The sequence below is a fragment of the Tessaracoccus sp. MC1679 genome (assembly GCF_014164775.1).
Classification (GTDB): Bacteria; Actinomycetota; Actinomycetes; order Propionibacteriales; family Propionibacteriaceae; genus Arachnia.
In genome coordinates this window covers 150710-171837 of sequence record NZ_JACJGB010000009.1, presented here as the reverse complement: position 1 = coordinate 171837, position 21128 = coordinate 150710, and the positions used below count along the sequence as shown (strand labels likewise).

20 protein-coding genes and 1 pseudogene are annotated in these 21128 nt (G+C 69.2%); 12 read left to right on the top strand and 9 right to left on the bottom strand.

Annotation, left to right across the window (positions count from 1 at the left end):
- The first annotated feature begins 453 nt into the window (after positions 1-453).
- From H5398_RS15305 to H5398_RS15270, 8 genes and pseudogenes are all read left to right on the top strand, one after another.
- A complete protein-coding gene (locus tag H5398_RS15305) occupies positions 454-1047 on the top strand; it encodes a hypothetical protein (protein ID WP_182800635.1) in 594 nt (197 codons plus the stop codon).
- Positions 1048-1092: 45 nt separating this feature from the next.
- Positions 1093-1395: a nucleotidyltransferase family protein gene (locus H5398_RS15300; RefSeq protein WP_370586149.1), complete on the top strand. Its 303-nt coding sequence runs from the start codon at positions 1093-1095 to the stop codon at positions 1393-1395.
- A pseudogene (locus H5398_RS17930) lies at positions 1382-1728 on the top strand (DUF86 domain-containing protein). The gene H5398_RS15300 and the pseudogene H5398_RS17930 overlap by 14 nt, the downstream one beginning before the upstream one ends.
- A gap of 722 nt (positions 1729-2450) precedes the next feature.
- On the top strand, positions 2451-2753 hold the full coding sequence (locus tag H5398_RS15290; RefSeq protein WP_182800634.1) for a hypothetical protein: 303 nt from the start codon (positions 2451-2453) through the stop codon (positions 2751-2753).
- A gap of 445 nt (positions 2754-3198) precedes the next feature.
- On the top strand, positions 3199-3717 hold the full coding sequence (locus H5398_RS15285) for a hypothetical protein (protein WP_182800633.1): 519 nt from the start codon (positions 3199-3201) through the stop codon (positions 3715-3717).
- Entirely contained in the window at positions 3714-5957 is a 2244-nt protein-coding gene (locus H5398_RS15280; RefSeq protein ID WP_182781060.1) for an MMPL family transporter, read from the top strand. Before H5398_RS15285 ends, H5398_RS15280 begins: the two co-directional genes overlap by 4 nt.
- The gene (locus H5398_RS15275; RefSeq protein WP_220489537.1) at positions 5950-6699 is read left to right on the top strand and encodes an LmeA family phospholipid-binding protein; all 750 of its coding nucleotides are present in this window, start codon (positions 5950-5952) and stop codon (positions 6697-6699) included. The genes H5398_RS15280 and H5398_RS15275 overlap by 8 nt, the downstream gene beginning before the upstream one ends.
- A gap of 73 nt (positions 6700-6772) precedes the next feature.
- On the top strand, positions 6773-8818 hold the full coding sequence (locus H5398_RS15270; protein ID WP_182800632.1) for an SEC-C domain-containing protein: 2046 nt from the start codon (positions 6773-6775) through the stop codon (positions 8816-8818).
- Between the two features lie 23 nt (positions 8819-8841).
- Here H5398_RS15270 and H5398_RS15265 read toward each other — a convergent pair whose 3' ends face one another.
- Positions 8842-10182, bottom strand: a complete 1341-nt coding sequence (locus H5398_RS15265) for a protein kinase (protein ID WP_182800631.1) — start codon at positions 10180-10182, stop codon at positions 8842-8844.
- A 316-nt stretch (positions 10183-10498) separates the two neighbouring features.
- Between H5398_RS15265 and H5398_RS15260 the strand changes: the two genes are divergently transcribed.
- Positions 10499-11047, top strand: coding sequence for a potassium channel family protein (locus tag H5398_RS15260; RefSeq protein WP_182800630.1), 549 nt, complete (start codon positions 10499-10501; stop codon positions 11045-11047).
- A 30-nt stretch (positions 11048-11077) separates the two neighbouring features.
- Positions 11078-11248: a hypothetical protein gene (locus H5398_RS15255; protein WP_182781055.1), complete on the top strand. Its 171-nt coding sequence runs from the start codon at positions 11078-11080 to the stop codon at positions 11246-11248.
- A gap of 38 nt (positions 11249-11286) precedes the next feature.
- On the opposite strand, the gene H5398_RS15250 is transcribed toward H5398_RS15255, so the two are convergent.
- From H5398_RS15250 to glpA, 7 genes are all read right to left on the bottom strand, one after another.
- Positions 11287-11685: a VOC family protein gene (locus H5398_RS15250; protein WP_182781054.1), complete on the bottom strand. Its 399-nt coding sequence runs from the start codon at positions 11683-11685 to the stop codon at positions 11287-11289.
- A gap of 10 nt (positions 11686-11695) precedes the next feature.
- On the bottom strand, positions 11696-12127 hold the full coding sequence (locus H5398_RS15245) for a helix-turn-helix domain-containing protein (protein ID WP_182781053.1): 432 nt from the start codon (positions 12125-12127) through the stop codon (positions 11696-11698).
- Between the two features lie 118 nt (positions 12128-12245).
- Positions 12246-13091: an HAD-IIB family hydrolase gene (locus H5398_RS15240; protein WP_182781052.1), complete on the bottom strand. Its 846-nt coding sequence runs from the start codon at positions 13089-13091 to the stop codon at positions 12246-12248.
- Positions 13092-13226: 135 nt separating this feature from the next.
- Positions 13227-14714 carry an HNH endonuclease signature motif containing protein gene (locus H5398_RS15235; RefSeq protein ID WP_182800629.1) on the bottom strand — a complete coding sequence of 496 codons (1488 nt, stop codon included), beginning with the start codon at positions 14712-14714 and terminating at the stop codon, positions 13227-13229.
- Positions 14715-14921: 207 nt separating this feature from the next.
- Complete coding sequence (locus tag H5398_RS15230; protein ID WP_182800628.1) at positions 14922-16193, bottom strand: anaerobic glycerol-3-phosphate dehydrogenase subunit C; 1272 nt, start codon at positions 16191-16193, stop codon at positions 14922-14924.
- Complete coding sequence (gene glpB, locus H5398_RS15225) at positions 16190-17434, bottom strand: glycerol-3-phosphate dehydrogenase subunit GlpB (protein WP_182800627.1); 1245 nt, start codon at positions 17432-17434, stop codon at positions 16190-16192. The genes H5398_RS15230 and glpB overlap by 4 nt, the downstream gene beginning before the upstream one ends.
- Positions 17431-19008, bottom strand: a complete 1578-nt coding sequence (gene glpA, locus H5398_RS15220) for an anaerobic glycerol-3-phosphate dehydrogenase subunit GlpA (protein WP_182800626.1) — start codon at positions 19006-19008, stop codon at positions 17431-17433. Before glpA ends, glpB begins: the two co-directional genes overlap by 4 nt.
- A gap of 328 nt (positions 19009-19336) precedes the next feature.
- On the opposite strand from glpA, the gene H5398_RS15215 reads away from it, so the two are divergent.
- Both H5398_RS15215 and H5398_RS15210 read left to right on the top strand, forming a co-directional pair.
- A complete protein-coding gene (locus tag H5398_RS15215) occupies positions 19337-19588 on the top strand; it encodes a type II toxin-antitoxin system Phd/YefM family antitoxin (protein ID WP_182800625.1) in 252 nt (83 codons plus the stop codon).
- A 5-nt stretch (positions 19589-19593) separates the two neighbouring features.
- On the top strand, positions 19594-20031 hold the full coding sequence (locus H5398_RS15210; protein WP_182800624.1) for a PIN domain-containing protein: 438 nt from the start codon (positions 19594-19596) through the stop codon (positions 20029-20031).
- A 42-nt stretch (positions 20032-20073) separates the two neighbouring features.
- Here H5398_RS15210 and H5398_RS15205 read toward each other — a convergent pair whose 3' ends face one another.
- The gene (locus H5398_RS15205) at positions 20074-21087 is read right to left on the bottom strand and encodes a LacI family DNA-binding transcriptional regulator (RefSeq protein ID WP_182781047.1); all 1014 of its coding nucleotides are present in this window, start codon (positions 21085-21087) and stop codon (positions 20074-20076) included.
- Positions 21088-21128 lie beyond the last annotated feature (41 nt).

Sequence of the window (21128 nt, the reverse complement as noted above, 5' to 3'; positions counted from 1 at the left end):
GTTGTGTGGTGCCGGGAGTCCGCGAATCGTCTGGCTGGTAGCACACTCGCAGCACGGCGCTGCCTTCTCCTCGGTAAGCTCCTAGTCAGCAGCGTTTAGACAGGGGTTCGAGTCCCCTATGCTCCACTGTGTGTTTCCCTTAGTCAGGCGCGTTTCATATGGCTGATTCGGGCATTGCACTTTCGTGGGTGCGTCACTCCGCGCCAAATTCCGCATGGTTTGGGCACCGGGGGTGTGCGCTGTGCGCTCACCCCGGTGCGGAGGGCCTGCCGTGTGGCCCGACCTGGGGTTATTCGGCGGATCTTGTGCCGACTACGCCATCAGATCTGCCGCCGGAGCGCTCGTCGCCCAAGACCGGCTCCGCGTGGGTCTGGGCTGATCAAGTCGCTGGCAGGAGGGACAAACAAGTGCGTTCGTGCGGAACTGTAGGACCCACCCTGCATGATCGTCAGTATGGGCGACGCCGTCACTCCCGAACTGACCGAGACCGAGAGGGCCGGCTGGAAGGCGCTGGGCTCCTCGTACCGAGCCCTCGCAGAAGCGGCCGCGAAGGGTGACCTCACCGAGGAGGATGTGGGGGCGACGCTGGCCCAGACAGGCCAGATCGAGCTTGACCCGGCGCGGTTCACGGACGCACTCCACGTCCCCGAGGACGCGGGCGCTTACGCCGAGGCGTTGGAGGGTCTGTTGCGACGGATCCCGGACGGGTGGGGCCGGTGGATCTCCTGTGACGCAGGCTGGTACCCGCTGATCGTGGACTTGGACGCGGCAATGGCCGCGATCTGGCCGACGTACGTGGTTCAGCAAGTGAAAGAGAAGTTCGGTTCCCTGCGGTTCTACTTCGACGCCGAGGGCCTTCCGCTCGAAGATCCCAGGCATCGGCGACTGGATGCGTTGCTCCGCGACGCGGAGGAACGTTCACTACGGACCTGCGAGCTGTGCGGGGCCGACGCGGTGCTGTGCAAGCGGCGGGGCTGGCTGAAGACTCTGTGCGCTGGTTGCCGAGGGCTGGAGCACAACCGTGGTTACGTGCCGGTTGCAGGCTGACCCTCTGCGTCCGCCGTAGACTGTTGGCGTTGGTTCGAGGGGAGGGTGGCTGTGGAGATCGCTGGTCCTGATCGCCAACGGCTGCGCGACATATGCCAGCGGTATGGGATCGCGTCACTGGAGGTGTTCGGGTCCGTTGCGCGCGGCCAGGCTGACGCCGACAGCGATATCGACCTGTTGTACACACTTGCCCCTGGTGCGCGGCTGGGTTGGGAGATCGAGGACCTGTCGGACGAGTTGGCCGTCGTGTTCGGGCGCAGGGTGGATCTGGTGGCGCGAAGGGCTCTACACCCTGCGTTGCGTGAACACGTACTGCTGGAGGCGGAGCCGGTCTATGCCGCGGCGTGAACTGCTGCTCCTCGGCGAGATGATCGACGCGGCCGAGCAGGCGACACGACTTGTGGCGGGACTGGAAGTCGAGTCGCTCACGCACGACCGTCAACGACGCGACGCTTTGCTGTGGAACTTCACTGTGCTCGGCGAGGCCGCGTCGCAGCTCCCGGAGTCAGTGAAGCAAGCGCACCCGGAGGTGAGGTGGTCGAGGCCCAGCCGCTTCGAAATCGGATTGTCCATGGCTACTGGTCGGTCGACCTGGAGGTGTTGATCGCTACCGCCGTCGACGACCTGCCGGGGTTTGTCGCCGAGCTGCGTAAGGTGGCGGCCGAAATCAGCGACGGATGACGGCGTGATCGAGTTCAGACCGTAGTTCCGTAGATTTGCGGTCCGGTATTCGTACTTTCGCGAGTCTCGCCTCCGCCTGGCCCGGTAGTGCCGAAGGATCGGTGATGACCAGCCCTGGTTCGGCGGATCTGGTGCCGACTACGCCATCAGATCCGCCCCCGAAGCACGCATCGTCTAGGCCCGGACCTCGATGACCACGCCGGCCCCGATGGGGCACAAGGGCTCGGCAGGCTCAGGCGTCTTGTGAGATGCCTTGCCGCAAGGCTTTGAGTTGCCCAGCGACGAGCGAGCTTGGGGGTGGTCGCCGTCTCGATGCAGGATTGGCAAACCTATTCGTTTCTGTGAAGCTCTCTGTTGTGGGGTTGATGATGGTTTCCGAGGCGGCTGAGCGTCTTGGGATGTCCACACGGCAGGTGCAGTATCTGGTCGCACAGGGAGAGCTGCGCCAATTGGCGCGAGGGGTCTTGGACGGGACCTCGGTGGAGCGGCTGGTGGCGGTGCGTGGCGGATCACATCAGCGGGCATGGTCTGAGTCCACGGCGTGGGCGGCGGTGTCGCTGCTGTCGGGTGGGCATGGGTCATGGTTGGGGCTGACGCAGCGGTCGCGTCTGAGGTCGCGGCTTCGGGGACTGACTGCGTCCGAGTTCGTGGAGCGTGCGCGAGCTCGTGCCGTCGTAAGGCGGTATCGGGCGCATTCGAGCGCGGGTCAGTACCGTCTCGGCTTGCTCGTATGCGCCACGGATGCCGGGAGGCAGCTTGGGCTGGCCGAGACCACCAGTATCGACGGCTATCTGGCGGTCAGCGAGGTCGAGGACGTGGTCCGTGCTCATGGGTTGATCCGTGACGACGAGGGTCGAGTAACTCTCCGCGCCACGGGGATGGATCTCGATATTGTCGGCGACCTCGCACAGCGCGGTGTTGTGTTGGCCGCCCTTGACTTGGCGGAGTCACTCGATGTGCGGGAGAGGCGGGCCGGCCTCGAGGCCCTGGACAATGCGCTGGGGGCCTTCCGTCGCACGACGTAGCTCGGCCCGTTCATGGCTGCCAGAGCGCGGCTGCGAGAGTCCGTGGAGGCCGGCGTCAGATCCGTCACCGTAGCCGCGTGGGGCCCCCGGATCATGACCAGTCGGCTGCCCGCGACTCCCGTCGCTCCCGCAACGCCGCGCCGAGGAACCGGAATGTCCATTCCTGGGCCAGTTGCCGTGTCGCGGCGAAGATGACCGGCACAATCGGCACCCCCACCGGGCACTCGGCCAGCGCCTAGGTGACCGTTGACGCCTCCGCGTGCCTGAGCTTGACGAGCGCCGAATAGCACCTCCTCGACGACGACCGCGGCCCTCACTGCCGTGTCGCGTCCGGGTCACGTGCTGATCCTGTCCGCAAACGCGGTGCCACTCGCGTTTGACAATTACGATCGCAGTACCGCTAGGCCCATCGGGCCAGGTGACGGCCTCACCACGAGGAGGATCGATGACAGGTGACGATCGCGGGAGCGCCTCGCGCCGGGGTGGCAGTTCACTCAGCGGCGGGGTGATGCTTTTCATCGGCCTTCTTGCCGGGATTGCGCTGGCCGCGGCTGCTGGCGTCTTCCTGCTGGGCATCGGGTGGGCAACCCCGATCAAGGCGCAGTCGGTCATCAGCGCCAGCCCGTCGCCGTCGCCGACGGCGGACAGCTCGAGCACGGAGCCGGGTGAGGTGTCCGACGCGTGCGTGCGGGCGGCGGAGTACAGCCTGGTGCTCGACGAGGCCATCGACGACCTCGCCAGGGGTGTGGAGGCGCAGGACGCGCGCGCACTGCAGGAGACCCTGGACCGTCTTCAAGACGCTCGCGAGACGGCCGACGGGGCGTCCGAGGAGTGCCTTGCCCAGGCCGGGAGGACCCCACAGGCCGAAGAGTCCGCCTCTCCGAAGCCCAGCCTCAGCCCCACCGTCAGCGCCGACCCCAGCGTCAACTCGAGCGCCAACCCCAGCCCCAGCCCCACGTCATGACCGCAGCACCTGGGCCGGTCGAGGTGGAGCCGCGCCGCGGCTTCATGGCGACACTCTGGTACGGCTATGCCCAAGTAGTGGTCGCGCTGCGCTGGGTCATCGTCCTCGGATGGGTGGCGGCGGCCATCGCGGCGACGTTGTTTCTGCCGCCAATGCAGAGCACTGCCAATGACATCGAAGCGCTCGGGGCCGACGACGCCAGTTTCGCGGCGGAGCAGCGGTCGATGGAGCTGTTCGGAATCCCCCTCCTGAGTCGAGCGGCGATCGTGCAGCGCAACCCTGAGGGCCTGCCTCCATTGGTCCAGGCCGAAGCCGTCATGCGTGGCATCGCAGTCAACCAGGGGAAGCACGACACGGAACTCCTCGGCGCAATCCCGGTGCCCAACGCCGAGGGCGCGTTCCCCGGCGCCGGTGAGCAGAACACCACCGTCGTCACCTTCGTCTTCGCGGACCCCGCGCTGGACTTCTTCGAGCAGACCCAGGTTGTCGAGGACTTCGCCGCCGACCAGCTCACGGACGCTTCCGACGGGTATGTGGGCGTCACAGGCTCTATCCCTGCGCGCGCCGCCCAGGGCAAGGTCCTGAACTCCTACGTCCACATCGTCGAGGCGGTGACCGTCCTCGCGGTGCTGACGATCGTGGCGCTCACGTTCGGCTCCTTGGCCGCGCCCGCGCTGACTCTGATCTCGGTGGGGGCGGCCGTGTTCGTCACGCTCGGCGTCTCCGGATGGGCCGCCACCGTCATGGACGTGTCGATCCCGGCCGACCTGAGGCCACTGATCGTCGCACTCCTCCTCGGCATCGTCACCGACTACTGCATCTTCTACCTGTCCGGTCTACGCAGCCGGCTCCGGGAAGGCCACGAACGCCTCGAGGCAGCCCGCCTGGCCACCGCGTCCGTCACGCCGATCGTCACCGTCGCCGGCGTCACGGTCGCGGCGGGAACAGCCTCGCTGCTGGTCGCCGAGTCCCCACTCTTCAGCGGGTTCGGGCCCGCGCTTTCGCTCACCGTCCTCACCGGACTCGTGGTGGCCGTCACCCTCGTGCCCGCCTTGCTGGCCATCCTCGGCCGCGCCGCGTTCTGGCCGCGAACCCTCATCGCCGAACCCGCGACCGTGCGCGCACGTCCTTCCCTCCTCACCCGGGCGGTCGCGCACCGCGGCTCCGCCTTCGTCCTCGTGCTGCTGTGCGTGGCCGGCCTGGGTGCCGCCGCCTACCAGGCGCGCAACCTTGACCTCGGCCTCGGATTCGTCCAATCCCTGCCGGATTCGACGAGCGCGCAGCGAGCAGCCGATGCGGCCAGCCAGGGCTTTGCTCCCGGCATCATCTCTCCGACAGAGATCGTGCTCGAGGGACCGGGAGTGGGGGAGAAGACCGACGAAGTCGCCGAGTTGGGCGAGGCCCTCGAGTCCCAGCCGGGAGTGGCCGGCGTGATCGGCCCCGGCGACCTCCGCGCCGCTGTCGACGTCGGCGCCTTCACCACTGAGTCGGGCGACGCCGTCCGCTTCCTCATGGTCCTCGACAGCACGCCACTCGAGGCGACGGCGATCGACACGCTCAGGCAGGTTGAAGCAGCGCTTCCGCGGCTCGCCGCCGACGCGAACCTCGGCCAGGTCACCACCCACGTCGGCGGTGACACCGCGCTCGCCTCGGGCATCATCGCGGACACCACCAACGACCTCCTCCGCATCGGGCTCGTCGCGCTTGCCGTGAACCTGCTTCTGCTGGTCATCTTCCTGCGTGCGCTGATCGCCCCCCTGTACCTCCTCGCGTCGAGCGTCCTCGCGCTCGGGGCGACGCTGGGTCTGTCGGTGCTGTTCTTCCAGGACTTCCTCGGGCACGACGACCTCACGTTCTACGTCCCGTTCGCGGGCTCGGTGCTCCTGCTGTCCCTCGGGTCCGACTACAACATCTTCGCCGTCGGCCACGTCTGGCAGGAGGCCCGTCACCGGTCGATGAAGGACGCCCTCCTCGTCGCCACCCCGGAGTCGACCCGAGCGATCACCTCCGCAGGCCTGGCGCTGGCCGCCAGCTTCGGGCTCCTCGCACTGGTTCCGCTGGGACCGTTCCGCGAACTGGGCTTCCTGCTGGGGGTCGGTATCCTGATCGACGTATTCATCGTCCGAGCGCTGCTCGTGCCGTCGCTGATCACGCTGGTGGGTCCGCTGAGCAGTTGGCCGTCCGGCATCCTGCAGCGCGAGCGGCGCACCCGCGTCAGGAAAGCACGTGCGAATGGCTGATCAGTACCCAGTCCAGCCGGACGGCAACCACGCCTCCACGTCATCGTCGCGTCGACGCCTGCGTGGGCGAGTGCTCGACTGGGCCATCGGGGCCGTTGCGATGCTCGGCCTTGTGTTCCTCGCGCTGCTGCTGTTCTGGCTGTCGATCACGCGGCCGGTGGGCAGCACCGATGCCCCGACGCCCGCCGCGTCGACAACGGCGCCCATAGCGGAACCCACCCCGCCTCCGGATCTCGCCGAGAACGAGGTCTGGCTCGGTGACGTCTCGCTGGACGCCAGTTCCGTGATCGCCGCGGGAACGCCGCTCAACGACGTCGTCGGCACGGGTACCGACGTCGTGTCGGGGCCGGACGGACTCGTCGCCCGCCACCTCGATCTGACGGCCACGGTCCCCTTCGACGTCGTGGCCGCGCAGGTCGGCCCGGACGCCACCCTGAGCGCCGCCGATGATGGTGAGGTGCGTGTCGACACCCTGGTGGAGGCATTGGGACGGAGCCTCCCCGTCGGCGCCACCGGCACTGTCGAGGTCGTGGGCGGCAAGTTGGTGATGGTGCCGACATCCATCGACATCGGAGGCCCCCAATTCGTCTCGGATCTGCTGGGAGCCGCGCTGCGGGAGTTGATCACGTTCGAGCACAGCATCGAGGGCCTGCCCGACGGGGTCGTCCTGCGAAGCGTGAAGGTGGTCGACGGCGGCTTCCGCGCCAACCTCACCGGAGACAACGTCCGCCTCGTCCAGTGAGGTCCGGGCAGGTGTGAGTTGCTCCTCCACCGACGAAGGGCACGGATGTCCGGCCCCGGATAGTGTGGCTGTCATGCCGATGTCCTCTCCAGAAGATCTTCTCGCCGCCACCCGCGACGGCCTGATCGCCCGCGGGCCCATGCACGAGCACGAGCTGAGGGAGCACCTTCTCGCGCTCGGCCTCACTCTGGACGACGAGGAGGACTGGTTCGAGGAGTTCCTCCTCGAGACCGATCCGCCGATCATGCCCGTCGCTGACGAACGGTGGGTGTGGCTGCCTGCGCTGCTTGAGGGGCGAACCTTCACCCATCGGCTCAGCGAGGCTGAGGTGGAGCACGACCTGCTCGCCACGCCGGGGGACCTGGCGCCGCTGGAGGTACTGATCGGCGACCCGCCGTACGACCGCTTCACCGACGGCGCGGACGCCGCCGTCGTGTATCCGTCCGACCCTGAGCTCCTGGACAGGGCCATCGATGCGGAGGTCGCGTCGGGGGCGATACTGCTCGAACGCGGGCGGCTTGCTGGGCTAGGGCTCGGCGTTGGTGACATCGTCGGAGTGAGGGTCGAGCAGGACGGCCTTGAGCTGCTGGCGGTGGAGGAGGCCTCGGGGACGAGCACCGGCCAGGCGTTGGCGGCCCTGGTGGGGGAGTCCCCGGATCGGCCGCATCTGATCGAGAACTCGGTGTGGGCGGTGTGTGCGGCCGACAACGACCTGCTGCGTCGGCCGGAGCGCCCGTTGGGTGAACAGCTCGAATCCTGCGGGGTGGCGCGCCGTGGCTCCCTGATCGCGACCGAGGGTTACGACTTCGACGCCGGGGAGGCCGAAGAGATTCTGCGCCGCATCCAGGAGGAGCATGACCTCGACGAATCGGAGGCGGTCGCCGTCGTGCAGCTGCTGCAGATCGTGGTCGGAATGACCCACGATCTCGACTCGGCCATGGAGACAGAGGAAGAAGCCCGGGAAACGGCAGTCTCGGAGGCTCTGGCCAGGTGGGTCGGTCCCGCGGAGGGGGCCGGAGAGTCCGAGGGCCCCGGGCTCGGGGGCTTCGAGGCCCTGGGGATCGCGGGCGAGGGCGTCGAGGCGGCGGTGTCGCTGCTGCGGGACCCCGCCGTCGCGGTGGCCTTCCTCGACGAGGCTCTGGGCGTATTCGACGGGGAGCCCGTCGTCGTCGCTGCGCTGACGAGTGCGTGGGAGCCCGACGCTCCCCGGCCTGCGCGGGTCGCGTTGAGGTGGATGCGGGGGGTGGCCGTCGAGGAGATGGGGAACGTGCTTGGTGCCGAGGAGCTGTACCAACAGGCCGAGGCGCTCGATCCCTCGTGGCCCCCGGCGCTGCTGTCGCTGGCCGTGTGCGCCAGCGACCGTGGCGACGCGGCCCGTGGCATGTCCCTGCTCCGCCGCGCCGGCGCCGAGGACGACCCGCTCTACGGCTACCTGCAGCAGTTCCTGCCGGGGCAGGGACGGAACCTGCCGCGGAACGCGCCGTGCTGGTGCGGCTCGGGGAAGAAGTTCAAGCAGTGCCATCTTCGGCAAGCGCAGCTCCCGCTCACCGAGCGCTGGAACTGGCTCTATCAGAAGGCGGTCGGCTACCTCATCGAGAAGGACACGCCGTTCATCCTCGAGCTCGCCGAGGCACGTGCCGAGCACTGGGACGGGACCGACGGGTTCGACCGGGCGCTGGAGGAGGGCCTGATCCTCGACGTCGCCCTGTGGGAGGGAGGCGTCTTCGCTGAGTACCTGAACCGTAGGGGCGCTCTGCTGCCCCCGGACGAGTTGCAGCTGGCGCAGGATTGGCTGCTGACCAGGCGGTCGGTGCACGAGGTTGTCTCGGCGATCCCCGGTAGCTCCATCACGCTTCGCGATGTCCGGACCGGTGAGGTCGAGGAGGTCGCGGAGCTGGACTGGAGCCGACGGGTCGAGGCCGGGCAGTACTACTGCACCCGCGTGGCCTCGACGGTGGTCGGCCTGAGTGTCTTCGGTGGTCTGGACCCTGTCGCAGCGTCGGAGCTGGAACCCGTGATGGCACTGCTCGACGAGGACGAGCCGGACACGGCGGAACTCGTCGAGTTCCTGTCGCGACGCTTCGCACCGAAGACGGATCCCACCGCCGCGACACTCTGATCCGCCCACCCCACGCGCCGCCTCTAGTTCTTCCCGGCCTGGGTTGGCCTCTCCTTCGCCTTGCCGTCGGATGGGTTGGTGGGCTTCTTCTCCTCGGACTTGCCGCGCGCCGGCTTGTCACCGTCGGCGGCGACGGGGGGTGCGGTGTCCTGGCCGACGGCGGATCGGGTGGAAGCCGGAGCCGGGGTCGGTGTCGGCGAGGTGGTCTCCGACCCGTCGGGCGTCGTCGAGGGCATCGTCGACGGCGATGGCACCGGCGAGGCGCTGGCAGCCGCGGCGGGTGAGCCAGCCACGGAGGTCCGCGGGTCTCCGGCGGGATCCGCGCCCTGAGTCAAGGCCATCGCCGCCAGGAGCGCGCTGGAGACAAGGACGCCAGCCGCCACCCACGGGGCCCTGCCCCGTGCCGGCCGAGACTTCGACACATGAGCATGCCGCGGCTCAGCGGGGGCGGTGCCCGCGCTCGGCAGCAACGCGGCTGAGCGGGTCATCCGAGCCGTGACCTCAGGCGAAGGGGACGCGGGGGTGGTCGGGGCGTCGCGCAGCGACATCTCGATGCTCCTCAGCCGGACGGCTACCTCGGCGGCCGACGCCGGACGATCGTCGGGATCCTTGGCCAGCAGCTCGCTTATCAAGGCCTCCAGGGCTGCGCTCGCACCGGGGCGTCGCGTGCGGAGAAGTGGCGGATCAACCCGCACATGCTGGTGGAGCGCCCCGATCGGGTGCTCGCTCTCGAACGGGGGCCGCCCCGTCGCGAGAGTCATGAGGACACATCCCAGCGCGTAGAGGTCGCTCCGCTCGTCGGCCGGCGATCCGGCTGCCTGCTCGGGGGAGAGGTAGAGGGCGCTCCCGACGATGGTGTTGGTCGCGGTCAGGGCGGATGCGGCGGCCTGGGACAAGCGGGCCACCCCGAAGTCGACCACCTTCAGCTCCCCCGACGCGCCCAGCATCAGGTTGCCCGGCTTGATGTCGCGATGCACGATCCCCGCGCGGTGGGCGGCCTCCAGGCCGGCCGCCACCTGCGCCCCGAGACCGGCCACCTCCTCGTCCGGAAGGGGTCCTCGGGAGGCGACCAGCTGGGCGAGAGTTGGCCCCGGGAGGAGTTCCATCACGATGTAGGTCCATCTGTGATGGGTGCCGATGTCGAGGACCAACACAGTGTTCGGGTGCTGGAGTGCGGCCATGGCCACCGCCTCACGACGGAAGCGCTCCAGCGCCGAGGGGTCGGCCTCCCCCGCGGACAGCAGCTTCACCGCCACCTCGCGGTCGAGGACGGCGTCGTGGGCCTGCCACACCTCGCCCATGCCGCCGGAGGCGATCAGGCGCGAGAGGCGGTAGCGGTCTCCCAGAAGAGCGTCAGCGTGCATGCCGTCGGATGTGGCGCTCGGCGCGGTCCATGTCGCGCATCGTCGCGCAGAAGAGACCGTTCAGGTTTCTTTCTGCCATTGCCTCGCCTTCCACTAGATCCTTGATCCCTGGCGTTCTTTACCTACCCACTCCCGGGCGAGACGAAACATCTGTTCTCAGGCTCGCCTGATCCACGGAGGCGCTCCGGCGGTGGATGTGGTGCCGACTACGACACCAGATCCGCCGAATACGGAAGCGCACGGCGGCGGCCGGCCATGGCGACGGCGACGCGGACTGGATCCGATATTCGCGGCCCTCTGTTCCTAGACTGACGCGGTGAACTGGCGCCTCGTGTTCAGCCGCATGCTCCTTCCGACGGCTGTGTTGACCTTCCATTTCCTGGTGCCGGTCAGCGCCAGTGACGCCCCCGTCGGGACGGTCCTCGGGTTCGTGGTGGGCGCCGTGTGCCTTGCTGCCGTCGCCGGAGCCGTGTTCAACGAGGTGCGCCAGGCCGCGAAGCGCCTCAGAGCGGTTCACCTCCTGCTCGCGTTCGAGCTGGTGCTGGTGATCTTCTCCTTCGGGTACTTCCTGCTCACCGTCCAGCAGCCGGGGCAGTTCAATGGGCTCACCACCCGCCTCGACGCCCTGTACTTCTCGATGACGACGATGTCCACCGTCGGCTATGGCGACATCCACGCCGAGGGCCAACTCGCACGGCTGCTGGTGACGGTGCAGTTGGTGTTCAACCTGGTGTTCGTCGCTTCGCTGGTGAGCCTGTTCCAGGACCAGATTCGACGGGGCGGGGCCCGCGAGTGGCTACGTCCCCGGCCAAGCGGCTCCACGCAGGAGCCGCCGGTGGAGGACGAGGCGCGTCGCCACCCGTGACCCCCGGCGGGCGGTGTCAGGATGATGATCATGAGCATCGCCGACACCACCCACCCGACGATCGCGCGACCCGGCACTGTCCACCTCGTGGGCGGAGGGCGCGACGAGAGCGCCGTCGTCGCGCTCGTTCAACGCTTCGTCGCGGAGGCGTCCGACCTCCAGCACGACGACTTGCCTCGTGCAGCTGAGTGGCGGATCTAGTTTCGACTACGGCACCAGATCCACCTCCTAGGGAGGGGTCACGCCTGGTCGACGCGCACGAGGTTCCCGGACGGGTCGCGGAAGGCGCAGTCCCGGACCCCCCACGGCTGGTCCGCGACCTCGGAGACAATCTCGGCTCCGGCCTCCGTGGCCTTGGCGAAGACGGCGTCGACGTCGGAGGAGCTGAAGTGCGCCGCGTTCATGCCGCCCTTCGCGACGAGGGCCCGGATCACCTCGATGTCCTCAGGCGAGCCGTCCACGTAGTTCGACAGCACGATCCCGACGTCGGGCTGCGTCGGCGAGCCGACGGTGATCCAGCGGAACTCACCTTGGGGCACGTCCATGCGCACCTCGAGGCCGAGCACGTCGCGGTAGAAGGCGAGGGCGGCATCCGGGTCGTTGACGGTGATAAATGAGGTCGAGAGCTTGATGTCCATGCCCGCAACGCTAGACCGGCCGCGGGCTAGGCGCTTCTCCATTCCTGCTCGGTCTGGTGGCGAGCCGGGCCACGCAACTGGGCACCCCGATCAGCGCCGAATGGTCTCCGGCCCGATAGGCGGTGGGTGTCCGCCCCACCAGCTGGGTGAACCGCGCACTGAATGACCCGAGCGACGTACAGCCCACGGCCAGGCACACCTCTGTGACGGTCAGGCCGCCACCGCGCAGCAGCCACTGGGCGCGCTCGATCCGACGGGTCATCAGGTAGGCATGCGGAGTCTCGCCATAAGCGGCCTTGAAGCGGCGCGTGAAATGCGCCGGGGACATGTAGGCCTCCGCGGCGATCGCTGCCACGTCGAGCGGTTCGGCGAAGCGTCGGTCCATCACGTCGCGCGCCCGGCGCAGCAACGCGAGCTCATCGAGGCGTGCGTCACGCGGCATGGTGGCATTCTACGTTTGGCCCGGCGTCGAGGGTGCCGTCTGAGCCGTGGGCGGCATCGTGGGAGGGAAGCGCTGGTCACGGCGCCGGGACCAGCCGAGGCTCGCGACCGCTGGCGCCTCAGAACAGCCCGAGGTCCGCGAAGAGCGTAGCCAGACCGCTATCCCTGGGGCCAGCAGCCACGCGGTCTGCTACCGCCAGGACGCGGGGGTGGGCGCCTTCGATGGCGACGCCGACGCCGGCCTCGTCGATCATCTCGAGGTCGTTGAGCCCGTCACCGACTGCGACGACTGTCGCGGGGTCCACGCCCAGCGACGACACGACCAGGCGCATCCCGACGGCCTTGTGCACACCCACCAGGTAGAGCTCGCCGGCCGCGGAGCCCAGGTCCGGGATGGAGCTCGGAAGCGCAGCCACCTCGGGACCGATCAGCTCGGCCAACTCCGGGATGAGGGTGGGGGACTCGACGCAGGAGACCTTCCCGAACGAGGCGTCGGAGAGGTCATCGGTCATCCGCAGGTTGTCGAGGAGGTCGAAGGGCCGCGATTGCGCGGGGTCTTCTGAGCGAAGATGAGGCTCCAGGTGACGGGCCACGCGCACGTCGACACCAGGCGGGCCCCACAACCCCTCCGTCGCCTCCAGCAGGAACGCCACGTCGTGCTCGAGGAGAACCTCGACGGTGCGGGCGGCCACGGCTGGCGGGAACCGGACGTCGGCGAGCACCTGTCCGTCCACCTCGACGTAGGCGCCGGCCCCGCCGACGAACCCGTCGAACCCCGCCTCCAGGATCCGGGGCGGCACCATCGACTTCGGCCGACCGGTGCACAGGAACACCAGGTGGCCGGCCGCGCGCGCCCTGCGCACCGCGGTCGCATGAGCTGGGGGAACCTCGCCGTGGTCGGCGTAGGTGCCGTCGATGTCGAGGAACACGGCGCGGCGGCCGGGTGAGCCCGATGTAGGAGCCATGGGGCTGACTGTACCGGCGAAGGCGGAAGGTCGGCTCACCGTCGTGACTTGATCGACCGCGTTGCGGGTCAGCGGCTGAGCCGACGCGGAGCCCGATCCAAGTCCAAACCACCCTCCCGCACGCGGTTCATGCACTCAGGCCGCGTCAGTGCCCCAGGCAGTGGCGCTGCGGATGAGCTCGTCGAGGGCCGGTCCGTGGTGGTCGGGCAGGCTGCACGTGTCCGGGTCCGGCGGCTCCAGATCCCAGTCGGGCGGATCCGGGGGGTCATGGACCCACTCATGCCGGTCGGGCTCCAGTGGGCATAGTGCTCCCCCGACCTGCGGTGCCAGTTGTTGAAGGCGGTGGCGCTGATGCTGCCGTGGTCGGCGGGCGGGGTCGATGTGCCGCGGTGGGGCGAACCACGGCAGGCCGGTCACTTGGTCGATGTGCACCTGCCACTGGGATTCTGCGGACTGCAGCGGATCGGGTTCGACAAGGCGATGGTGGTGGGGGCAGAGCAGAACGCCGTTGGCCAGGCAGGTGTCCCCGCCGGCCCACCAGGGAATGATGTGATGCGCCTGACACGGCGCCGGTGGGGTGGTGCAGCCGGGGAACACGCACCCTTGATCCCGCTGCACGATCGCCGCGCGCAGGGCGGGGGTGAACAGGCGATGGGTCCGGCCGACGTCCAGCGGCCGGGAGGTGGTGCCCAGCACCATGGGGATCAGGTCCGCGTCGCACGCCAGGCGCCGTGCCTCGCTGGCCGACAGCCCGTCGACCACGCCGCCGCCGAGCAGTGTCACATCGCCGAGGCCGGTGACCAGGGTGTCGTAGTCCAGGGTGATGTGGACGTGGGGGCGGTCCACCCCGTGCGAGGGCAGCGTGCCGTGACCCGCGGCATGCTGAGTCAGGAGCACCAGGGCATCGGCGCGTCGGGCGCCACGGCTCGGCGCCTCCCCGGTGTCCGTGTACTTCGACGCCGGAGGCATCAACGCATCCAGTTGAGCTGACAACAGGGCGGCGTCGGCGACAGGGAGCTGGCCCGTGATCCGCATCGACCCGTGATAATCCGGCGCCAGATGCAGGAACCGGTCCCGATGCGCGGTGCGCTCCTCCCGCGCCAGACGCGTCGCGTCGTCGGCGTCGGCGCGGTCCGGGTCGATCACTTCCGTCAGGCGCGACGCCAGGATCCGCAACTCGCTGGGGCCGAGGGTGTCGACGTGGGCCAGGATCAACTCCTGACACTCCACCAACTCGCCGCGGGTCAGGCGGGAGGGGAGTTTCTTCAACCCGGCCACGATCGCCTCGGCCTGCGGCAGAGAGACCACACCCTGACTCAACGCGGCGGCGATCAACCCGAACCGGTCCCCCAAATCCGTGGCGAGACGCAATGCGGCGGTGGCCTGCGAAGGCGTGGTGCGCACCGACTGCCGCACCCCCTCCACCACCCGGTCCGCCGCGGACAGCCTGGCCTCGTGGAGCAGGTGCAGCCTGAGCCCAGCGAGTTGGGCTTCGAACTCACCGATCGAGTCCACCAGAGCCGCCAGACGCTCCACCGCCACCGCGTCCGAACCGAGCGCGGCGGCGGCGTCCCACAGGGCGGCGAGGTACCGCTGTCCCAGGTCCACCACCGTCTCGCTCATGTGAATCATTCTGGCAACGACCACCGACAAAAACGGGCCCAGAAAGCCCGCCATGCAAGAAATTCTTGAACCAATTTCTGGGCCTTCTCCGCGCAGCTCGACCACGCGCGGAGGCATCGCTCGCAGAGGTCAACAGCCCTTGTCAGAGCGAGGTCGCGTCGGCTTCAGGTTGAGGAGTGGGGCAGGGATCCAAACCGGGCGCAAGGGTCAGCGGGTGACCACCCCGCCCAACCCGTAGGCGCGGTGCACCAGCACGATCGGGTGGACCGTCTCGACGCCGCTCGACTTCTCGATCTGCCACCGGCACGTTTCCGTGTCGCACGCGGCGAGGCCGTCGTTGTTGGCCTGAACCATGTCGAACAGCGGCTGGCCGACTGCCTGCGCGATCTCGTACTTCTCCTTCTTCAGCCCGTACGTGCCGGCGATCCCGCAGCAGGTGACGTTGCTGTCGATGACCTCGAGCCCGGGGATGAGACGCAGCAGATCCGACGCCGGGGTGCCGATGCCCTGGCTCTTCAGCTGGCACGGCGCGTGGTACGGCAGGCGCATGTTGACCGGGTGGAAGTCCGTCGGCAGCTCGCCCGCCTCGTAGAGCTCCATGAGGAACTCGGAGATCTCCCGGATTCGCGTGCCGACGTCCAACAGTTCGGGGTCGTGGATGCCAAGGATCTGGTGCGCCTCGTGCTTGAGCATGCCGGTGCAGCTGCCCGCGGTGCTGATGATCGTCAGGTCTGTGCCAGGGGTGCGGAGCTGGTCGACGAGCCGCCGGACCGACGCGCTGGCAGCCTCGAACAGGCCGTTGCTCTGCTCGGCCAGGCCGCAGCAGCCCTGCTGGGGCACGATCACTTCGTAGCCCAGGTGCTCCAGCACCTCGATGGCCTTCTTGGCCGCGTCCACCTCGAAGTAGCCGCCGGCGCAGCCGTGGAAGTAGACCAGGGCGCCGCGGGTGGCGGGCTTGGTCCGTGCGGGCCGCTTCTTCAGCCACTTGTGCAGCGATTCGCCTCGGGCGGTGGGCATGGGGGCGTCGCGGTGGACGCCCACCACCTTCTCCATGGCGTAGCGCGCAGCCTTGTTGCCCAGCACCGCGTTGGCAATGGGCGCGATGGGGGTCATGGCCTTGCCCATCAGCACCGTCTGCGTGATCATCTTGTCGCGCACCGGCACGCCGTCCTCGGCCTTCATCACGGCGCGTGCCAGGGAGTTGAGTTCGGCCACGTTGACGCCCTGGGGGCAGACGACCGAACAGGTCCCACAGCTGGAGCAGTAGTCGACGGAGTGGTCCACTGACTCGTCGTCGCGGAACCGTTCCGCCTGAGGGCCGACGAACTTCGGCCCAGAGAACAGCGGCGTGACCGCGGACACCGGGCACGAGGTCTCGCAGATGGTGCACTTGACGCACATGTCCAGGCTCATCCGCTGCAGCTCGTTGTTGAGCCGCTCCCGCAGGGCCTTGGCCCGCTCGTCGCGCTTCTCGCTCATCGTGCACCTCCGGTGATGTGATCGGCGGCCCGGACGGCCGTGGCGACGGCGATCCCGTCGCCTGACTTGTCGCGCCAGCGCTCGGCGCCGGCGATGATGCCGCCCGCGACGAACAGGTTGGGGTGGACGGCGGTGCCGGCGGCGTCGACCGGTCTGCCGGCGTCGTCGGTGCGGACTCCCACTTCGAACAGGGCCTGCGGGCCCCAGTAGACCGAGGGGATCAGCGGGGTCGCGTCCGTTGCCGTCAGCGGGAGCCCGAACACGGGCTCGGTGATCGCGCCGAACGAGTCGACGTCGAGTGCGCCGCTCTCGAAGCCGCCCGGTGCGAACACGAACGAGGCGGCCTTCAGGTGGCGGGGCCCGCCGGCCGCGGCCAGCGTGACCGAGGCCACGCCGTCGCCGCTAGGGGTGAAGCCGACGATGCGGCTGCCCTGCACGAATCGCACGCCCGCGGCGCGCACCATCGCCAGCAGCGCGTCGTAGAGCCGCAGGCCCGGCACCGACGGCGGGGGCAGGGGGATCTCGCAGATGTCGCGGCCGAGCTGGTCAGCGACCTGCCGCCACACGTCGCGGCGCTTGATGCCGAGCACGGCGGGCAGCGCGACCACGTCGGCCTTCCCCGCGACAGCCGCGACCGCCGTGGCGAACGCGGCGGCGAAGGACTGATCGTCCATCGCTCGGGCGTAGGTGAGCGGGGTGGGGTCCGCCTCACCCTTCCGCGCGGGGAGGTTGATCCAGGCTGAGTGCGCGCTCAGGGCGCCGCCGTCGGGGGCCTTCGAGCGGGCGAGGTTGCCGGCGATGAGGTCCGCCGGGAAGTCCTTGAGCTGCCGCACGCCGACGACGGCGTAACTCTTACCGCCCACCGCGTCCCCCGCGACCATCGACGGCTGGGCCAGCGCCGTCGGGCGCACGGCGCCGACCGCCGTCGGCAGGTGATAGTTGCGCGCCGGATCGCCCACGAGCAGGTTCGGGCCGAGCTCCTCGGCGAGCCAGGACACGCCCGCGGCCACGGCGTCGGCGCCGATCGAGGCATACGGGTGCTCACTGGAGACGGCCGCCACCGCATCCAGCGGTGCGGTGACCCGCTCCGGTGTGTAGCCGAGGATGTCGACGGTGCCCTGGGACAGCTGGAGCCCGCCGGGCCCCTTCGTGGTCAGGGTGACCGACTTCCCGGCGCGGGCAAGCCGCAGCGCGGCGGTGAGGCCGGCAAGTCCGGCCCCGATGACGACGACGTCGCTCATCGCACGATCTCCTCTTCAGGCTGGGGCAGGTGCTCGACGTCGAGCGTGCCGGCAAAGATCCAATGGTCCAGGGCGGTCTGGCGCACCTGTTGGCCGTACAGGATGGGCCAGATGCCGATCCACCGGTGTTTGAGGAACAGGCGCAGCAGCCCGGAGGCGCGCTCCGCGTCGATCGCCTTCTCCGAGCAGGCCAGCCCGGCGGCGCGGGCGGCGCAGAACCCGCCCTGACAAGGACCCATGCCGAGACGCAGTTGGCGGCGCAGGTCGTCGAGGGTGGCGTCGGGCTGTTCCTTGAGGAGCCGCACGAACATGGAGCGGTTCATCAGCTCGCACTCGCAGATGATCTGGTCGTCCAGGCGGTCCTTCTCGCGGTCCTCGAGGCGGTGCGTGACGGTGTAGAGCTTGCGGTCCTCGCTGCCGGGGATGACCTCGTCGGCGGTGGTGCAGGGCCGCTCCTCGCCGAGTTGCCGGTTCATGGCGTCGACGATGTGCTCGGCCATCAGCCGGTAGGTGGTGAGCTTCCCGCCGCCGATGGTGAGCATGCCGTTCAGGCCGTCGGTCTGGGAGTGGTCGATGACGGCCATGCCGCGGCTCATGTGGCGGGTGTCCTCCACCGAGACCCGCTTGTCCTTGATCAGCGGCCGCGACCCGGACCAGGCGTGCAGGGCGCGCGCCTTGCGGAAGCCGGGGATCATCGCCTCGCCGGCGTCCAGCATCTGCTGCACCTCGGCACGCGGGATCGGCAGGTGGTCGGGGTCCGTCTCGTGGATGTCCGTGGTGCCGATGATGGAGACGGTGTGCACAGGGACGAGGATGTCGCCGTCGGTGGGGTAGACGCAGCGGTTGATGACGGTGTTCACCAGGCGGTGGTTCATCGCGATCATGATGCCGCGGCCGGGGACGACCGCGACCGGCTCGGCGCCGGCCATCTCCGCGATCTGTCCCGCCCACGGCCCGGCGCAGTTGAGGACGAAGGTGCAGTTGATCCGGACGTCCTCGCCGCCCTTCTCGTCGCGGCAGATCACGGCCGCCACACGGTCGCCGTCGCGCTCGATCTTCGTCACCCGGTGGTACGTGAGCACCTTCGCGCCGTGCGCCTCGGCCGAGCGGGCGGCGCCCCAGACGAGCTGCCAGCCGTCGACGGAGCCGTCGGCCACCTCGATGGCGCGCTGGATGTGGGGGTCGAGGCGGGGCTCGCGGCGGAGCGCCTCCTTGACCGAGATCTCGGTGGCGGGGACGCCCGTGGCTTTGGCCCCGGCCAGGAACTTGTCGGCGTAGGCCGGGTCGTCGCCGGCGAGGGTGACGAAGAAACCGCCGGTGTCCTCGACCGCGCTGGCCTGGATCCGACGCAGGATCGCGTTCTCCTCGGCGCACTCGGTGGCGGAGCCGGGGTCGCTGACCACGTACCGCCCGCCGGAGTGCAGCAGACCGTGGAACCGGCCGGTGGTGCCCTGGCCGAGGTCGACGCGTTCGACGAGCACCGCGCGGTACCCGCGCATGGCGGCGTCGCGGACGACCCCCAGCCCTGTCGAGCCGCCTCCGATGACGACGACGTCGGTGTCGAGACGCTTCATTGTGTCCCCTCCTTGGGCCCCTGCTGTGGTGTCTACCATCTTCCCCCGGGAGGGGCCCCGGCAAGGGGCATTGAGCCGCATTCGTGCAGCGGGAAGGTCGCGGGGCCAACCTATTGTGCAGCGCCGCGTCGGCTCCCCCTCCTCCGGCCGGCCTTCACTCAGGCTGCGCTCGACCGTGCGCCCATCGGTGCCCGACACGCCGTTGGAAGCGCGGCCGGTGCCCGCATAGGGGCTCGGGAGGGAGTCCGGGCGGCGTTTCGTGCAGGGGGGCGTCGATGGTCACCTGGTTCCGAGATAATGTGTACACGTAGATACACAAAGGAGGGCCATGACTGCATCGGTTGGGATCCGTGAGTTCCGGGCCGGGCTGGCGGAGTACATTGCTGCGGCCGAGCCGGTCGCAGTGACCCGGCACGGTCAGACCGTCGGGTGGTTCATCCCGACCCCTGCGACCCGAGAAGCCGAGGTGGCCTCGCTGCGCACCGCGGCTGAGATGCTGGACGCTCTGTTGGCCGAGCACGGCGTGGATGCCGACGCGGTGGTCGAGGAGTTCAAGACGGCCCGGCGCGCCCCGGAGTAGGTCGAGTGCAGTCCAAGCGTGGTTTGGTGCTCGACGCCAACATTCTGATCCGGCTCGTCCTGGGGCGCCGAGTGCGCGAATTGGTCCTTGAGCACGCGGATGATGTCGCCTTCTTCGCTCCAGCCGTGTGTTATGACGACGCCCGGAAGTACCTCCCCGGTTTGCTTGTCGCTCGTCGGGTAGACCCAGGACCAGCTGTGGAGGTCCTCAACGGATTCGAGGCGATCGTGCGGGCGGTGGAAGAGCCGGTCTACTCGTCGGCGCGTGCCGAGGCGTTGGCGAGGATCGAGCTTCGCGACGCTCAGGATTGGCCGGTCCTGGCGACGGCGTTGGTGCTAGCGCTGCCGGTCTGGACAGAGGACCAGGACTTCTTCGGCACTGGCGTGCCGACCTGGACCACCGACCGTGTGGAGCTGTACCTGAACTCCGCTAGGGGAGAGTAGAACCCTGCCTTCGGGTTCCCGGCACAGGGTGACGCTGGCGGCTCAGGAGCGACGGCCGGTGGAGCGCCGCACGATCAATTCCGGCTGGAAGACCGTCTGCCGGGGGATCAGCTCCGGGTCCGCCGCCTCCTCGAGCAGGATCCGCAGCGCCGTCCTGCCGATCATCGCGCTCGGTTGCCGCATCGACGTCAGGGGCACCGCCGCCGCGGCCGCGAAGGTGATGTCGTCGAAGCCCACCAACGCGATCTCCTCCGGCACCCGCATCCGGCCGTCCTCCACCAGCGCCTGGAGGACGCCGAGCGCCACCAGGTCGTTGGCCGCGAAGACCGCGTCCGGCCTGTCCCTCGGCGGCCGCGACAGAATCCGCAGGCCCGCGGCCGCGCCCTCCGCGACACTCATCGCCGCCGTCGGGATCACCTCGATCTCGACGCCACCGGCGTTCTCCGCCGCGACCCTCGCGCCCGCGAGCCGGTCGGTCACCTCGTGCAGCTCGAAGGGGCCGCCGACGAACGCGATCCTTCGTCGGCCCCCGGCGATGAGGTGTTCCACCGCCATCCGGCCGCCGGCGATGCTGTCTGCCGAGATGGAACTGAACAGGTTCTGGCCCGAGTAGCGGCCGACGAGCACCGCGGGCATCCCTCGCCTCCGGAGCTTCTCCAGCCGGCTGAACACCTCCCCGAACGGCGCGATGAGCAGGCCGCGCACCTGGTGCTCCTCGAACAGGTCGATGTACATGCGTTCCCGTGCGGGGTCCTCGGCGGTGTCGCCGAAGAGGATCGCGATGCCGTGCTGGGTGGCCTCGTCGCCGGCCCCCCGGACCACGTCGTTGTAGAACGGGTTCTGCCCGTCCATGACGACGAAGCCGACGGTGCCGCTGATGCCCTGCCTGAGTTTCCGGGCTGCCTCGTTGCGGACGTAGCCCAGCTCGTCGATGGCCTGCTGGACGCGCAGGACCGCGTCGGCGGACACCACGTCGGGCCGGTTGAGCACGTTGGAGACGGTGCCGACCGACACCCCGGCGCGCCGCGCCACGTCCCGAATGCTCACGGCTGCCATGCCCCGGCGCCTCCCTCTCTAACGAATCCGCATCATTTGTC

What these genes read in the sequence shown, in the direction of transcription:
- H5398_RS15285 (WP_182800633.1), top strand. Translation starts at nt 3,199, where the DNA reads ATGACAGGTGACGATCGCGGGAGCGCCTCGCGCCGGGGTGGCAGTTCA.
- H5398_RS15305 (WP_182800635.1), top strand. Translation starts at nt 454, where the DNA reads ATGGGCGACGCCGTCACTCCCGAACTGACCGAGACCGAGAGGGCCGGC.
- H5398_RS15275 (WP_220489537.1), top strand. Translation starts at nt 5,950, where the DNA reads ATGGCTGATCAGTACCCAGTCCAGCCGGACGGCAACCACGCCTCCACG.
- H5398_RS15280 (WP_182781060.1), top strand. Translation starts at nt 3,714, where the DNA reads ATGACCGCAGCACCTGGGCCGGTCGAGGTGGAGCCGCGCCGCGGCTTC.
- H5398_RS15240 (WP_182781052.1), bottom strand. Translation starts at nt 13,091, where the DNA reads ATGGCTCCTACATCGGGCTCACCCGGCCGCCGCGCCGTGTTCCTCGAC.
- H5398_RS15265 (WP_182800631.1), bottom strand. Translation starts at nt 10,182, where the DNA reads ATGCACGCTGACGCTCTTCTGGGAGACCGCTACCGCCTCTCGCGCCTG.
- glpB (WP_182800627.1), bottom strand. Translation starts at nt 17,434, where the DNA reads ATGAGCGACGTCGTCGTCATCGGGGCCGGACTTGCCGGCCTCACCGCC.
- H5398_RS15250 (WP_182781054.1), bottom strand. Translation starts at nt 11,685, where the DNA reads ATGGACATCAAGCTCTCGACCTCATTTATCACCGTCAACGACCCGGAT.
- H5398_RS15205 (WP_182781047.1), bottom strand. Translation starts at nt 21,087, where the DNA reads ATGGCAGCCGTGAGCATTCGGGACGTGGCGCGGCGCGCCGGGGTGTCG.
- H5398_RS15235 (WP_182800629.1), bottom strand. Translation starts at nt 14,714, where the DNA reads ATGAGCGAGACGGTGGTGGACCTGGGACAGCGGTACCTCGCCGCCCTG.
- H5398_RS15255 (WP_182781055.1), top strand. Translation starts at nt 11,078, where the DNA reads ATGAGCATCGCCGACACCACCCACCCGACGATCGCGCGACCCGGCACT.
- H5398_RS15230 (WP_182800628.1), bottom strand. Translation starts at nt 16,193, where the DNA reads ATGAGCGAGAAGCGCGACGAGCGGGCCAAGGCCCTGCGGGAGCGGCTC.
- H5398_RS15245 (WP_182781053.1), bottom strand. Translation starts at nt 12,127, where the DNA reads ATGCCGCGTGACGCACGCCTCGATGAGCTCGCGTTGCTGCGCCGGGCG.
- H5398_RS15215 (WP_182800625.1), top strand. Translation starts at nt 19,337, where the DNA reads ATGACTGCATCGGTTGGGATCCGTGAGTTCCGGGCCGGGCTGGCGGAG.
- H5398_RS15270 (WP_182800632.1), top strand. Translation starts at nt 6,773, where the DNA reads ATGCCGATGTCCTCTCCAGAAGATCTTCTCGCCGCCACCCGCGACGGC.
- glpA (WP_182800626.1), bottom strand. Translation starts at nt 19,008, where the DNA reads ATGAAGCGTCTCGACACCGACGTCGTCGTCATCGGAGGCGGCTCGACA.